This is a genomic window from Deinococcus sp. HSC-46F16 (assembly GCF_024171495.1).
Lineage (GTDB): Bacteria > Deinococcota > Deinococci > Deinococcales > Deinococcaceae > Deinococcus.
Map to the genome: position 1 here is coordinate 125,106 of NZ_JALJZW010000005.1, position 13,099 is coordinate 138,204.

At 70.4% G+C, this 13,099-nt stretch carries 14 protein-coding genes; 8 read left to right on the forward strand and 6 right to left on the reverse strand.

The window, feature by feature from the left end:
- The first annotated feature begins 23 nt into the window (after positions 1-23).
- Positions 24-1,082, forward strand: coding sequence for an agmatine/peptidylarginine deiminase (locus L1280_RS11730; protein ID WP_253582480.1), 1,059 nt, complete (start codon positions 24-26; stop codon positions 1,080-1,082).
- Complete coding sequence (locus L1280_RS11735; RefSeq protein ID WP_253582481.1) at positions 1,067-2,224, forward strand: GNAT family N-acetyltransferase; 1,158 nt, start codon at positions 1,067-1,069, stop codon at positions 2,222-2,224. Before L1280_RS11730 ends, L1280_RS11735 begins: the two co-directional genes overlap by 16 nt.
- Here the strand turns inward: L1280_RS11735 and L1280_RS11740 are convergent.
- A complete protein-coding gene (locus tag L1280_RS11740) occupies positions 2,221-2,874 on the reverse strand; it encodes a DsbA family protein (RefSeq protein WP_253582482.1) in 654 nt (217 codons plus the stop codon). The two genes, L1280_RS11735 and L1280_RS11740, sit on opposite strands and share 4 nt — an antisense overlap.
- 113 nt (positions 2,875-2,987) lie before the next feature.
- On the opposite strand from L1280_RS11740, the gene aguB reads away from it, so the two are divergent.
- Together aguB and L1280_RS11750 are read left to right on the forward strand one after the other, a co-directional pair.
- Positions 2,988-3,881 (forward strand): N-carbamoylputrescine amidase, encoded by an 894-nt coding sequence (aguB, locus tag L1280_RS11745; RefSeq protein WP_253582483.1) that lies wholly within the window; start codon positions 2,988-2,990, stop codon positions 3,879-3,881.
- Positions 3,882-3,904: 23 nt separating this feature from the next.
- Positions 3,905-4,561 carry a trans-aconitate 2-methyltransferase gene (locus L1280_RS11750; RefSeq protein WP_253582484.1) on the forward strand — a complete coding sequence of 219 codons (657 nt, stop codon included), beginning with the start codon at positions 3,905-3,907 and terminating at the stop codon, positions 4,559-4,561.
- Here the strand turns inward: L1280_RS11750 and truA are convergent.
- A complete protein-coding gene (gene truA / locus L1280_RS11755) occupies positions 4,519-5,340 on the reverse strand; it encodes a tRNA pseudouridine(38-40) synthase TruA (protein WP_253582485.1) in 822 nt (273 codons plus the stop codon). The two genes, L1280_RS11750 and truA, sit on opposite strands and share 43 nt — an antisense overlap.
- Positions 5,341-5,408: 68 nt before the next feature.
- Here truA and L1280_RS11760 point away from each other — a divergent pair, with 68 nt between their 5' ends.
- Positions 5,409-6,311, forward strand: coding sequence for a peptidoglycan DD-metalloendopeptidase family protein (locus tag L1280_RS11760; protein ID WP_253582486.1), 903 nt, complete (start codon positions 5,409-5,411; stop codon positions 6,309-6,311).
- Complete coding sequence (locus L1280_RS11765; protein ID WP_253582487.1) at positions 6,308-6,571, forward strand: hypothetical protein; 264 nt, start codon at positions 6,308-6,310, stop codon at positions 6,569-6,571. The genes L1280_RS11760 and L1280_RS11765 overlap by 4 nt, the downstream gene beginning before the upstream one ends.
- On the opposite strand, the gene surE is transcribed toward L1280_RS11765, so the two are convergent.
- Entirely contained in the window at positions 6,553-7,338 is a 786-nt protein-coding gene (surE, locus tag L1280_RS11770) for a 5'/3'-nucleotidase SurE (protein ID WP_253582488.1), read from the reverse strand. The genes L1280_RS11765 and surE overlap by 19 nt on opposite strands.
- Positions 7,339-7,568: 230 nt before the next feature.
- Here surE and L1280_RS11775 point away from each other — a divergent pair, with 230 nt between their 5' ends.
- Together L1280_RS11775 and L1280_RS11780 are read left to right on the forward strand one after the other, a co-directional pair.
- On the forward strand, positions 7,569-8,000 hold the full coding sequence (locus tag L1280_RS11775; protein WP_253582489.1) for a response regulator: 432 nt from the start codon (positions 7,569-7,571) through the stop codon (positions 7,998-8,000).
- 201 nt (positions 8,001-8,201) lie between these two features.
- The gene (locus L1280_RS11780; RefSeq protein ID WP_253582490.1) at positions 8,202-8,732 is read left to right on the forward strand and encodes a Na+/H+ antiporter subunit E; all 531 of its coding nucleotides are present in this window, start codon (positions 8,202-8,204) and stop codon (positions 8,730-8,732) included.
- A 17-nt stretch (positions 8,733-8,749) separates the two neighbouring features.
- Here L1280_RS11780 and L1280_RS11785 read toward each other — a convergent pair whose 3' ends face one another.
- From L1280_RS11785 to L1280_RS11795, 3 genes are all read right to left on the reverse strand, one after another.
- On the reverse strand, positions 8,750-9,433 hold the full coding sequence (locus tag L1280_RS11785) for a YqhA family protein (RefSeq protein WP_253582491.1): 684 nt from the start codon (positions 9,431-9,433) through the stop codon (positions 8,750-8,752).
- A gap of 132 nt (positions 9,434-9,565) precedes the next feature.
- Positions 9,566-11,386 carry a glutamine--fructose-6-phosphate transaminase (isomerizing) gene (gene glmS, locus L1280_RS11790; RefSeq protein ID WP_253582492.1) on the reverse strand — a complete coding sequence of 607 codons (1,821 nt, stop codon included), beginning with the start codon at positions 11,384-11,386 and terminating at the stop codon, positions 9,566-9,568.
- Positions 11,387-11,733: 347 nt separating this feature from the next.
- Positions 11,734-13,074, reverse strand: coding sequence for a deoxyribodipyrimidine photo-lyase (locus L1280_RS11795; RefSeq protein ID WP_253582493.1), 1,341 nt, complete (start codon positions 13,072-13,074; stop codon positions 11,734-11,736).
- Positions 13,075-13,099 lie beyond the last annotated feature (25 nt).

Here is a 13,099-nt window from a genome sequence, read left to right on the forward strand (position 1 = left end):
CCGGGTCTGTTTTAATACCGGCCATGCAGCACTTCTCTCCCGCAGACCCCACCCCGCGCGAGCGGGGCTTTGTCATGCCCGCCGAGTGGGCCGAACACGCCGCGACGTGGATGAGCTGGCCCGCCGACGACGACCTCTGGTTCGGGCACCTCGCCGGGGTGCGGGGCGATTACGCCGAGTTGGTGCGGACGGTGGCCCGCTTCGAGCCTGTGCACCTGCTGGTCCGCGACGAGGAAAGCGAAACGGACGCGCGGGCGCGGCTGGTGGGAGCAGATGTCACCTACCACCGGGTGCCGCTGGACGACTCGTGGATTCGGGACAACGGCCCGATCTTCGTGCGCGACGGGCAGGGCCGCGTGTCGCTGGTAAACTGGCGTTTCAACGCCTGGGGCGGCAAGTTCGAGTGGGAAAACGACGACCGCATCCCCGAGCACGTGGCCGCGCACCTGAACCTCCCCCACTGGGACCGCCCGGAGGTGCTGGAAGGCGGCGGCATCGAGGTCAACGGCGCGGGCGTGGGCCTGACCACCCGCTCCTGCCTGCTCACCGACACGCGCAATCCCGACCTGACGGAAGCCGAGTACGCGGCGCTCCTGCGCGAGACGCTGGGCATCGAGAAGCTGCTGTGGCTCGACGGGGGCCTCGAAAACGACCACACCGACGGCCACATCGACACCATCACCCGCTTCGTGGACGAGCGGACCATCGTCACGAGCGTGGCAGAGGACGAGACGGATCCCAACCACGCGGTGATGGCGAAGAATCTGGCCGAGTTGCGGGGGATGACCGACCTCAGCGGCGAACCCTTCCGCATCGTGGAACTGCCCCTGCCCGCCACCCGGCTGGAGGGGGCCGAGGGGAGGCTGCCGCCCACCTACGCGAACTTCTACATCGGCAACGGCTTCGTGGCCGTGCCGCTGTACGGCGACCCCAACGACGAGCGGGCGCTGGAGGTGCTGCGGCCCCTCTTTCCGGACCGGGAGGTGATCGGGTTGATGAGCCGCGCGATTATTGAGGGCGGCGGCTCCTTCCACTGCCTGACCCAGCAGCAGCCCGCCGGAACGCTGTGGAACGGGGAGTGATCGTGCTGGGGGATGGGTACGAGGCCCGCCCCGTCTCCTACGAGATTTACCGCGACGCCTGCGCCCGGCTGGAAGGCCGCATCTTCGGCGGCGGCTGGGGGTACACTTTCGGGCCGTCCGTCAAGGCCCCCGTGCCGCTGGGCGAGACGTTCCAGTGGGGCCTTTACCACGGGGACGAGCTGATCGGCTGGCATCACGCGCACCAGCGCGACGAGCGCACCATCTACATGGCCGATACGGGGCTGCTGCCCGAGCATCAGGGGCGCGGCCTCTACACTCGGCTGCTGCCGCATGTGCTGGACGTGTACCGGGACGCCGGCTACACCCTCGTCACCAGCCACCACCGGGCGACCAACAACCGCGTGCTCGTGCCCAAGCTGCGGGCCGGGTTCTTCGTGCAGGGCCTGAATCTGTACGAGGGCGGGCTGAACGTGGCCCTCACGCTGAGTCTGGACGAGGCCTACCGGGACGCGATGCACGTTCGCAGCGGCCTCCGGCAGGCGAGCGGGGAGGCGGCGCGGCGGCTGGGCCTGGGGGAGCTGCCGGAGCAAGATTCGCCCACGCCCCCCCACCTCCCCCTCCCCGCCCAGGCGGGCGACGGGGTGAACCTGGGGGGCGGCTACACCCTCCACCCCGTGCCGGAGACGGTCTTCCGCGCGGTCTACGCCGAGCTGGAGGCCGCCGCCTACGCGACCGTCAGCTTCGACTGGCAAAGCCCCGCGCCCCTGCCGCCGCTGGCCGTGCCCCGTTATGCCTGGCTGGTCGGCTATGCAGGCGAGGTCGTGGGCTGGCAGATGTCACGGCAGTGGGACACCCGCACCGCCTACATGGTGAACACGGCGCTGTTGCCAGGGCACCGGGGCCGGGGCGTGTACTCGCGGCTTCTGCCCACCGTGCTGGAGTTCCTGCGGGGAGAGGGCTACGCCCTCGTCCGCAGCCACCACCACGCCACCAACAATGCCGTGCTCATTCCCAAGCTGCGGGCGGGCTTCTGTCTTCAGGGAATGCAGGTGGATGAACACGGGGTCACCGCCGTGCTCGTCCACCCGTTCGACCCCGCGTACCGCGCCTATATGGATGTCCGCAGCGGGCTGGCCCGGCCGCAGGGCGAGGTCGCGCGGCGGCTGGGCCTGGGCGATTAGGCCTTGTTCGCCGGACGGTTCTTTGCCCGCTTGATGGTGGCGATTCCGGCGCCCGCATTCAGCACCTCGCCGTAGAGCGCCCACCACTGGCGGGCCGTGTCCGGGTCGCGGGTGAGGTTCTCGAAGCGGTAGTAGGCGGCGCTCCCGTCCGGCAGGACGAAGGTGGGCGTGCCGAACACGCCGATCTCCGCCGCGTCCGCGAGGTCCGCGCGGAGGCTGGCCCGCAGGCCCGCCTCGTCCTGACGGTCGGCCTCCCAGCGGTCCAGGTCCAGACCCGCGTCCCGCGCCGCCTGGACGAAGGTGGCCTCCTCCAGCGGCTGTTTCCCCTCGTGGTGGGCGCGGTACAGGGCGAGGGTGTAGGCCCACGCCTGCTCCTCGCCCTGGCGGGCGGCGGCCTGCGCGGACAGGAAGGCGGGGAGGCTGGCCTGCTGAAAGCGGTCACCCTCGCCCAGCGGCTGGTCGGTCAGCCACCACACGGGCGCGGCCTGACCGGCGTTCTCGGGGTGATTGCCCTGGGTCAGCGAGAAGTGGCGCAGCTTGAACGTCTCGCCCTCCCCGCGCAGCACGGCGGCCAGCTCCACGCCGCGCCAGGCGTACGGGCACAGGAAATCGAAGAAAACCTCGGTGGTGCCGGAGGGGGAAGCGGTCATGCGGGCACGCTAACACGCCTTTCCAGAGTCTCCGTGAAGCCGCCGAACCCGCTGTCCTTTAGCCTGCACTGCCCTTCACCCTGCCCCGCGCCCCGGCCGGGTACCCTGGGGCCATGACCCGCACCCCCGAGACCGTCAAGCTCGCCGTCGTGCAGATGCACATGACCAGCCAGCTTGAAGACAACCTCGCCCGCGCCGAGGCCCATGTGCGTGACGCCGCCCGGCAGGGGGCCAACGTCGTGCTGCTGCCCGAGCTGTTCGAGAACCTCTACTTCTGTCAGGTCGAACGCGAGGACTACTTCGGGCTGGCGCATCCGCTGGACGATCATCCTTTCGTGGGGCGCTTCCAGAATCTGGCGCAGGAACTCGGCGTGGTCCTGCCGCTCTCGTACTTCGAGCAGGCGGGGCAGGCGCACTACAACTCGCTGGTGTGCATCGACGCGGACGGGGCCATTCTCGGCAACTACCGCAAGACCCATATCCCCGACGGCCCCGGCTACGAGGAGAAGTACTACTTCGCCACCGGGGACACCGGCTTCCGGGTGTGGCCGACCAGGTTCGGGCGCGTGGGCGTGGGCATCTGCTGGGACCAGTGGTACCCCGAGACCGCCCGGGCGATGATGCTGATGGGCGCGGACTTCCTGCTCTACCCCACCGCCATCGGCAGTGAGCCCGCCGAGGTCGAGACGCCCAACAACTACCAGATGTGGCAGCGGGCGATGGTCGGGCACGCGGTGAGCAACTCGACCTACGTGGGGTCCTCCAACCGCATCGGCACCGAGCGGGTCGGGGACCTGGAACAGACCTACTACGGGCACTCCTTCATTTCCGACTACACCGGCGAGATCGTGGCCGAGTTCGGGGAGACGGAGGAAGGGCCGCTGCTGCACACCCTCGACCTCGTGGAAGCGAGGAAGTTCCGCGCCGGAATGGGCTTTTTCCGCGACCGCCGCCCGGAGCTGTACGGGGTGCTGATGACGACCGACGGGGTGACCAAGCGGGGCTGAGCGCCGCGCCCTACCCTGGGCAGATGCCCGACCGTCCCCATTCCCGCGAGTGGTATGCCCGCCTGGCCCGTGAGCTGGGCGGCTACCGCCATCCCTGGACCCGCGAGCTGGACGGTCCCGACCCCGAACTGACCTTCGACGCGCTGCTGCAAGGGCGGCTGGGGCCGGAGGTCCGGGTGCTGGAGGCGGGCTGCGGCCACGGCCCCGACGCGGCCCGCTTTGGGGGCGAGGTCGCCCGCTGGGTGGCCTACGACCGGGTGCCGGAGCTGCTCGCGCAGGCCCGCGTGCATGCTCCCCACGCCGACTTCCACCTCTGGGACGGCAAGGGCGCGGTGCCGGAGGCCCTGCGCGGCCCCTTCGACCTGATCGTGTCGCGCCGGGGGCCGACGGGCGTGATTCTGCGGCTGCCCGAACTCGCCGCGCCGGGTGCCCGGTTCCTGTACGTGGGGCCAAAGCTGGAGGTGCCCCAGGGGCCGGAGCGCCTGCGGGCGGTGGGCTGGAACCTGCTGGGCGAGTGGCGCGTGTCCGTGCAGGCCTGGGCACCGACCCCGGAGGACTGGGCGACCCGCTGCACGTGGATGCAGGAAGAAGCGCGGCTGGGGGAATGGAACCAGCGGGCCACCCCACGCGGCCTGAGCTACCGCGAGGAGCGGTATGTGGTGCTGACCGGGGTGCCGTAACTCGCCCCGGTGAAGGTCAGCCCCTGCGCGGGCACGTTCGCCCCTGCCCGCCTCCGCTCGCGCCCGGCGAGGATGGCGGGCACGTCCCCCGCCGCCAGCTTGCCCTGACCCACCAGGAGCAGCGTGCCCACCAGCCCCCGCACCATGTGCCGCAGGAAGCTCTCGCCCGCGACGTGGACCTCCCAGACCTGGCCGCCGTACACGGCCGGGCCGGGCCGCACCGCGAGCGCCCGCAACTCGCGCACCGTCTGACGGTCTTCCTGGGTGGCGAAGGCGGCGAAGTCGTGGGTGCCGATCAGGGGCCGGGCGGCGGCATTCATGGCGGGCACGTCCAGCGGCCCCGGCACGTGCAGGGCGCGTCCCGCCCACAGCGGATGGCGCTGGGGCGCGTGCAGCAGCCGGTAGGTGTAGCGCCGCTCGGTGCAGGAGAAGCGGGCGTGGAAGCCGGGCGGGGCCTCGCCCGCCTCCAGCACCGCCACGCTCTCCGGGAGGTGGGCGTTGAGGGCACGGGCCAGCCGCTCTGTGGGTATCCGGAAGGCTTCCGGCACGTCGATGTGCGCGGGCATCGCCTCCGCGTGGACTCCCGCATCGGTGCGGCCGGCAGCCACCGGGCGGGCGGCTTCCCCCGCTCCCAGTCGGGCGAAGGCGGCGTGGAGGGTGTCCTGCACGCTGGGGGCATGGGGCTGCGACTGCCACCCGGCGAAGCCCGAGCCGTTCCAGGCGAGCAGCAGGCGCAGCCGCCGGAAACCGGGGGGCGGGGCGTAGGGGGGGCCTGACATATTTGCAAGGTAACGCGCGACAGGTTGGTTCACATCCGCAGTTCAATCCCGCCATTACACTAAGTGACGTGAATCCCACTCTCATCCGGCGCTCCCGTCGTCCGGTGGTGCGGGGCCTGCTGGCCGCCGCTGCCCTCCTCTTGCCCGGCCTCCTTCCTGGGGGCACGGCGGAGGCGGCGGGGAGCTACCGGGTCAAGCCGGGAGACAACCTCACGGTGATCGCGGGGCGGGCGGGCGTGAGCATCGCCGCCCTGAAGTCGGCCAACCCGGCCCTCCGCAACGCCAACTACGTGCGGGCCGGGCAGGTGCTCAGGATTCCCGACCGGGTGCTGGCGGGGCGCACCCACCGGGTCAGGGGCGGCGAGAACCTCACCGTGATCGCGCGGCGCTACGGAGTCAGCCTCGCGCAGTTGCTGGGGGCCAATCCGGCCTACCGGGGGGGCAAGGTGCTGCGGGCGGGTGCCACCGTCCGGATTCCCCCCCGCACGGTGGCTTCGGGCCTGCGGGCGACTCCGGCCAGAACGGGCGGCGCGGTGGTGCGGGCAGCGTCAGTGCGGGTGAGCGCGGCGCCCGCCTCCTCGCGCGGGTGGCTGTGGCCGGTGGCGGGGTACGCGGGCATCAGCAGCGACTTCGGCCAGCGCATCATGGACGGCGAGCGCGAGATGCACTACGGGGTGGATATCCTCGCGCCGCACGGCTCGCCGGTCCGCGCCGCCCGCTCGGGCCGGGTGATCGAGTCGCGGGCCGACTTCAAGCGCGGCTGGGGCTGGACGGTGGTGCTGGAACATCCGGACGGCTGGATCACCCGCTACGCGCACCTCAGCGCCAACCTCGTGCGGGCGGGCGAGACGGTCGCGCAGGGGCAGGTGATCGGGCGGGTGGGCAACACCGGCCGCAGCACGGGCACGCACCTGCACTTCGGCACCTACCTGCGCTGGAATCCCAAGGACCCGCTGAGCCTGTACGAGTGAGCGCCCCGCACCGGGTCCACTACGCCGAGGCGAAGGGAGAGGCCGCCGGACGTGCCCTCGCCGCGTGGCTGGACACGCTGCCGGGACAGCCGGGCTTTCTCGGCGCGGAACTGCTCACCAGCCCGCAGCAGCCCGGCCTCGCCCTCGTCGCCAGCCGCTGGGCGGGCGAGGTGCCGCCGCTGGCGGTGCCGGACGGCGTGCGGGCCTGGGAGTTCGAGGTGCAGCGCAGTCTGGGACCGGATCACACCTCCGGCACGTAACCGCCCACCTCGTCCAGCAGGTCCCGCGCCGTCAGATCGAGCCGGACGGGCGTCACGCTGACGTATCCGGCCGCCACCGCCCCGTAGTCGGTCGCGGGGTCGTCGGCGTCGGGGGCCGTGCTCTGTCCCGCGACCCAGTGGTACTCGCGGCCCTCGGGGTCCTGCCGGGTCACGATGGAGTCCTCCCAGCGGTGTTCGCCCACGCGGGTGACCCGCACGCCGCGCGGGGTCCCCGCCGGAAAGTTGACGTTGAGCAGCACGCGCGGCGGCAGCCCCCTGGAGAGCACCTCGTGGGCCAGCCGCGCCGCGTAGGCCGCTCCCGCCGCGAAGCCGTACTCGCCGTCCGCATTCGCCCGCGCACTGAAGGCGATGGACGGCAGCCCCAGCGCCAGCCCCTCGATGGCCGCTGCGACCGTGCCCGAGTGGGTCAGGTCGTCTCCCAGGTTCGGCCCCACGTTGATCCCGCTGACCACCAGATCGGGCCTTCCGAGCAGGTGCACGCCCAGCACCACGCAGTCGGCGGGGGTGCCGTCCACCCGGTAGGCCGGAATCTCCCCGAAGCCCGCCGACGCCGTGTGCTTGAAGCGCAGCGGGCGCCGGATGGTGATGCCGTGCCCCACCGCCGACTGCTCCACGTCGGGCGCGACGACCACCACGTCGCCCACCTCGGCCAGTGCCAGGCCCAGCGCCTTGATGCCGGGCGAGAAGATGCCGTCGTCATTGGCAACGAGAATGCGGGGCCGGGAGGACGGGGACAGCTTGGTCATGGGCCGCAGGCTAGCGCGGGGTCGGGCGCAGGGGGCGGCGCCCCGCACCTGAAGCCGTCTTTAGCGCTTTCCCTGCCAGCCCTTGAGACCGTTCAAGCTTTTTTAGGAAGCAGGAGGCAGAGATCCGCCCACGTTCCCCCGTCTGGACCGTTAACATGAGTCTCAGCTATGCGTCTCCTAAAGCCCACCTCCCTGACCCGGCCCACCTGTGCTCAGGGGAGGCTGCGGCCGTGAGCCGTCCCCTGCGCCTGCTGCTCGTCGACGACAGCCTGATGGACCGCCACCTCGCCGAGGAGGTGTTCGCGGAATACGCCCACCTGTGCGAGGTCACGACGGTGGGGAGCGGGCAGGAGGCGCTGACCTACCTGCGCACTCCCGGCTCCACGCTGCCGGACGTGGTCCTGCTTGACGTGAACATGCCGGGCATGTCGGGCTTCGAGGTGCTGGAGGCCATGAAGGCCGACCCCCGGCTGGTGCAGATTCCGGTGGTGATGCTGACCACCTCCAACCACGACCACGACATCACCCGCGCGTACACCCTGCACGCGAGTTCCTACCTGATCAAGTCGCTGAGTTTTCAGGACTTCATGGCCCAGGTCGAGGGCTTTTTGGAGTTCTGGACCCGCGCCCGGCTGACAAGCTGGCCCGACGCGGTGTCCTGACAGCGGTGGCCGGACCAGTGGAGGGGATGGCCCTCCACTGGTCCGGCCCGAGTGAAGCGAGCATCCGTCATGGAGAGCGGTCGCAGAGGAGGTGAAGGGACGCTGGTCGCCCCTTCAACGCGACGGAGCACCGCGATCGGGCGCCCGGTGCGGAGCGGAGGCGGGACCGGGCACCCCGTATGCTGACCGCATGTCTGCCGCGTGTCCCCTCTGCCCGCCCGACCCGGCCGCCTCCTCCCCCGGCGGGAGCGGCGGGCCGTGAGGGGGGCGGGGTTCAACCTGCTGCTGGGGCTGGTCTGGGCGCTCTTTCTGGGCGAGGTCAGCCTGCGGTCGCTGGCGCTGGGGTGGGCCATCGGCTTCCTGGTCCTGTTGCTGTTTCGCCGGGCGCTGGGCACGACGGGCTACGTGCGCGGGGTCGAGGGCACGGTCGGGCTGATCCTGGCCTTTTTGGCCGAGCTGGTGCGGGCCAACCTCCACATGGCGCTGATGGCCCTGCACCCCCGCCCCCGCCTCAACCCGATGATCGTGGAGGTGCCCCTGCGCCTCACGGGCGACCTGCCGCTCACCCTGCTGGCGTCGCTGACGGGCCTGCTGCCCGGCACGGTCGCGCTGGCCTTCTCGCCCGACCGGGGCTCGCTGTACGTCCACGCGCTGGGCATGGACAGCGCCCAGGCCGCCCGCCAGAGCGTGAGGCAGATGGAGCGGCACCTGCTGCGGGTGGTGGGCGGCTAACCCTCCCCCGGTTTCCCCTACTCGCCGCCGCCCCCGGCGGGCACCTTGCCCTCGGCCTTGGCCTCGGTGGCCCGCTCGGCGATCGCCACGTCCTCCTCGTCGATGTGGCGCTGCTCGCTGTCGCGCTCGAACAGGTCGCGCCGGGCCTTGAGCTTGGAGCCGGGCTGCTGCAGGTCGCTGCCGCTGCCCTTGTGCACCCGCTGGAAAAAGACCAGCGCTCCGCCCGCCAGCGCGAGCGAGCCCGCGAAGTACAGCGTCTCCACCGGCTCCTCCCAGCGAATGAAGTGTTCGAGGAAGGTCACGCCCAGAATCACGATGACCACCGACACGACCTTCTGTTCAAGGTCACTGAGGCTCTCGACCCCCAGCGCCGAGGTCAGGTTGAGCGGCTTGATAAAGAGCGAGTACAGCCCCACCCCGATCAGGTAGAACACCACCGCCTTGAGCATGGTGCCCACAACCTCCAGAAACTCGACCGCCAGCGTACCCGACTGGCTGGCGACGCCGCGCGTGAACATCTCGCGCCAGGTCTCGTAGATCGTGTTCAGGGCCAGCAGGGTGCCCTGGAGAAAGAGGCTGAAGGCCACGAGCAGCACGGCGATCACGGCGATCAGCACCACGAAGCGGGTGCGGCCGATCAGTTCGCTGAACCACTCGCGCTTGGAAGGGTTCTCGGTAGGCAGGGGGCGGGTCCGGGTCACCCGTTCATCTTGCGGGGTCCGGGGGCGCCGTCCTGAAGCCGCGCCAGAAGACAGCCTTCATGGAGGCCCGGGACAGAACGGAAGGGGGGCAGAGCCGCGTGGACTCTGCCCCCCTGATTCCGACCGACGGCGTTACTCGACCGTCACACTCTTGGCGAGGTTGCGCGGCTTGTCCACGTCCTTGCCCAGGTAGCTGGCCGTGAAGTAGCTCAGCAGTTGCAGGGCGACCGCGTTCACCACCGGGCTGACCATCTCGTGGGCGCGGGGCACGTACAGCACATCGTCGGCGTGCTGGGCGTTCTCGGTGTCCCCGTCGCTCAGGAGCGCGATCACCTTGCCGGAGCGGGCGCGGACCTCCTGCACGTTGGAGATGGTCTTTTCGAGGAGGAAGCTCTCGGTCGCCACCACCACGACAGGCAGGTTCGCGTCGATCAGGGCGATGGGGCCGTGCTTCATCTCGCCCGCCGCGTAAGCCTCGGCGTGGATATAGCTGATCTCCTTGAGCTTCAGCGCCCCCTCGAAGGCGGTCGGCGCGTTCACGCCGCGTCCCAGGAACAGGTAGTCGCGGGCCTGCGCGTACTTCTCGGCCACCCGCTTGATCTCAGCGACGCGGGCGGGGTTCAGGGCTTCTTCCACCAGGCGCGGCAGTTCGCGGGTCGCGTGCAGCAGGTCCTGCGCCTGCGCATCGGTCAGGGTGCCGCGGGCGCGGCCCAGCCACAGCGCGAGCATCACGAACGCGCCCACCATGGAGGTGTAGGCCTTGGTGCTCGCCACCCCGATCTCCGGCCCGGCGTGGATATACAGCGTGTCGTCCAGTTCACGGGTCATGCTGCTGCCCTTGGCGTTGATCACGCCGAGGGTTTTGGCCCCGCCCTTCTTGGCCTCGCGCAGGGCTTCCAGCGTGTCGATGGTCTCGCCCGACTGGCTCACCACGATGGCGAGGGTGTTCTCGCTCACCAGCGGATTGCGGTAGCGGTACTCGGAAGCCACGTCCACCTCGACCGGAATGCGGGCGAGCTGCTCGATCAGGTACTCACCGACCAGCCCGGCGTAGTACGCGGTGCCGCAGGCGATGATCGAGATGCGCTTGAACGAGGACGGATCGAGGCCGATGTCGAGGTTCACCTCGCCCGTGTCGTCGTGCAGGCGGCCGATCAGGGTGTTCGTCAGTGCGGTGGGTTGCTCGTAGATCTCCTTGAGCATGTAGGTGTCGAAGCCGCCCTTCTCGGCCGCCTCGGCGTCCCAGTCGATGCGGTCGATGGGGCGCTCCTGGGGGTTCCCGGCCAGGTCGGTGACCCGGTAACCGTCGTCGTGCAGCACCACCATGTCGCCGTCGTGCAGGAAGACCATGTTGCGGGTGTAGGGCAGCAGCGCGGGCACGTCCGACGCGAGGAACATCTCGCCCTCGCCCACACCCATCACCAGCGGGCTCACAGTGCGGGCCGCGACGATCTCGCGGTGGTCCACGTGGGTGACCACGATGCCGTAGGCGCCGCGCACCTGCGAGAGCGCCGTCCGCACGGCCGCTTCGAGGTCGCCCGCGTAGGCTTCCTCGATCAGGTGGGCGAGCACCTCCGAATCCGTCTCCGACTTGAAGGTGTGGCCGCGCTCAATCAGCCCGGCCTTGAGGGAGAGGTAGTTCTCGATGATCCCGTTGTGGATGATCACGATGCGCCCGTCCTCGGTGGCGTGGGGGTGCGCGTTCGTGTCGTTGGGCAGGCCGTGGGTGGCCCAGCGGGTGTGCCCGATGCCCAGGGTGCCGGGCAGGGGCGAGTGCTCCAGCTCTCCGCTGAGGTTGGCGAGCTTCCCGGCCTTTTTCTTCACCTCAATCTGGCCGCCGTCCGCGACCGCCACGCCCGCGCTGTCGTAGCCGCGGTATTCCAGCTTGGCGAGGCCGGAGATGAGGACGTCCTGCGCCTGCCTGCTGCCGATGTATCCGACGATTCCGCACATGGGAACTCCTCGACCTGCGCCCGGCACTCAGGCCAGGGCAGGCGGTGTCTGGGTTGGATTGAATCGCACCGCGCGGCCTTATCCCTGCGTCGCCGCAGAAGCTTATCGCCGCGCTTCACCGCCTGAGCGGCCGGGTAGGCCCGTGCCGGGGCCTGGAGGCATCCGCAGAACGCTTCGCTGACCTCCACCTCGTCTTCTGCCCCCGGAAAAAGGAGCAGACCTTGCGCTGCCCTGTTGCTGTTTGCCCTCAGTCAGGGGAACCGGACACCAGCGGTTCGGGCCGAGCATAGCACCCGGCCCTGACGCGGGAGTGAAATGTGTACGAGCCTCACTGGAGGCTCCGCGTCTCAGCTCCAGCGCCGGGCGTAGGCCTCGGCGTCGAACTTGCGGTTCAGCCCACTTGCCGCGAGGTAGCGCACCGTGCCGAAGATCGGGCGGCGTGCCCAGGGGCGGTCATGCAGGCCGAAAATCCAGCCCACGCTGGCGTAGGAGTTCGCGTCGCGGCCGTCGAGCTGGTAGCGGTTGTTCAGCCACAGGGTCGTGGCATAGGCCTCCTGCGGGGTCGCGCTCCACTCCAGAATCTTCTTGCCCCAGTACATCCGCATGGCGTTGTGCATCCGGCCGGTGCGGACCATCTCGGTGTGGGCAGCGTTCCAGTAGCGGTCGTGGGTCTGCGCCGCGTCCAACTGCTCGCGGGTGTAGAGGTGCGGGCGGGGATCGGCAGCGTGGGCCTCCAGGTTCTCCCGCGCCCACCTCGGCAGCCCCTCGTAGCGGTCGTAGTCGGGATTGAACTCGCAGAAATTGAAGCTGAGTTCGCGCCGCACGATCATCTCTTCCAGAAAGGTGTCGAGGCCGGGGCCGCCGTCCGAATGTTCCCGCGCGGCAAGAGCCGCCGTCAGGGGCGAGAGGTGCCCGTAGTGCAGGTAGGCGCTCAGGCGGCTGCCCCCGTCCACGTTGGGGTCGCGCCGCCCGGAGTCGTAGCCCGGCAGCAACCGGGTGACGAAGTGTTCCAGCCGGGCGAGTGCCCTCACCTCGCCGCCCTCCTCCTCGCCGGGGGGCACGCTGTTGTCCACGCCGAGCGCCCGCACGGTCAGCGCGGGGTCGGACACGTCCAGACCGGGATCCCAATCGGGGTGACCCTGGGCGCCCTCCTGCACCTCCACCGGCACCAGAAAGCGCTCCAGCACGCGGTGCAGCTTGGGCCGCAGGGTCCGCGCCCCCACCTCCTGCCGGGAGGAGACGAGCCGAACGGGCACCACCGCGTCGGATTCAATCTGCACGAAGGGCATCTCCAGCCGCTCCGCCAGGCTCGCCCGCCACTGGCGGCCGGGGCGCAGGTACCCCCGGTCGGTCACGACGAGGCTGGCCCCCCGTGCGGCCTGCCAGACCTCCTGGGGTGGGTCACCGATTCGGATGGCGAGGGGAATCCCCCGTGCCGACAGCCCGGCCCGCAGGTTGCGCAGCCCCTCCAGCAGGTACTGGAAGTGGCGGGCGTTCGCCTCGGGGTAGGCGGGGTTCAGGGCGAAGACGGCGGCGAGGGGCACGCCGAGGCGCCGGGCTTCCAGGGCGGCGTATTCCAGGGCGTGGTTGCCCACCGTCCGCACGCTGGACTGCACCCACAGCAGCACGAAGCCGCCCCGCCCCGGCTCTCCCGGCCGCAACCACTCCACCCGCTCAGGCTGAATCATGGCCGGGTTCTACCCTGTCCCAAGC

Bases quoted from the DNA above. Each gene is read 5' to 3' on its own strand.
- L1280_RS11730 (WP_253582480.1), top strand. From the start codon at position 24: ATGCAGCACTTCTCTCCCGCAGACCCCACCCCGCGCGAGCGGGGCTTT.
- L1280_RS11740 (WP_253582482.1), bottom strand. From the start codon at position 2,874: ATGACCGCTTCCCCCTCCGGCACCACCGAGGTTTTCTTCGATTTCCTG.
- aguB (WP_253582483.1), top strand. From the start codon at position 2,988: ATGACCCGCACCCCCGAGACCGTCAAGCTCGCCGTCGTGCAGATGCAC.
- L1280_RS11750 (WP_253582484.1), top strand. From the start codon at position 3,905: ATGCCCGACCGTCCCCATTCCCGCGAGTGGTATGCCCGCCTGGCCCGT.
- truA (WP_253582485.1), bottom strand. From the start codon at position 5,340: ATGTCAGGCCCCCCCTACGCCCCGCCCCCCGGTTTCCGGCGGCTGCGC.
- surE (WP_253582488.1), bottom strand. From the start codon at position 7,338: ATGACCAAGCTGTCCCCGTCCTCCCGGCCCCGCATTCTCGTTGCCAAT.
- glmS (WP_253582492.1), bottom strand. From the start codon at position 11,386: ATGTGCGGAATCGTCGGATACATCGGCAGCAGGCAGGCGCAGGACGTC.
- L1280_RS11795 (WP_253582493.1), bottom strand. From the start codon at position 13,074: ATGATTCAGCCTGAGCGGGTGGAGTGGTTGCGGCCGGGAGAGCCGGGG.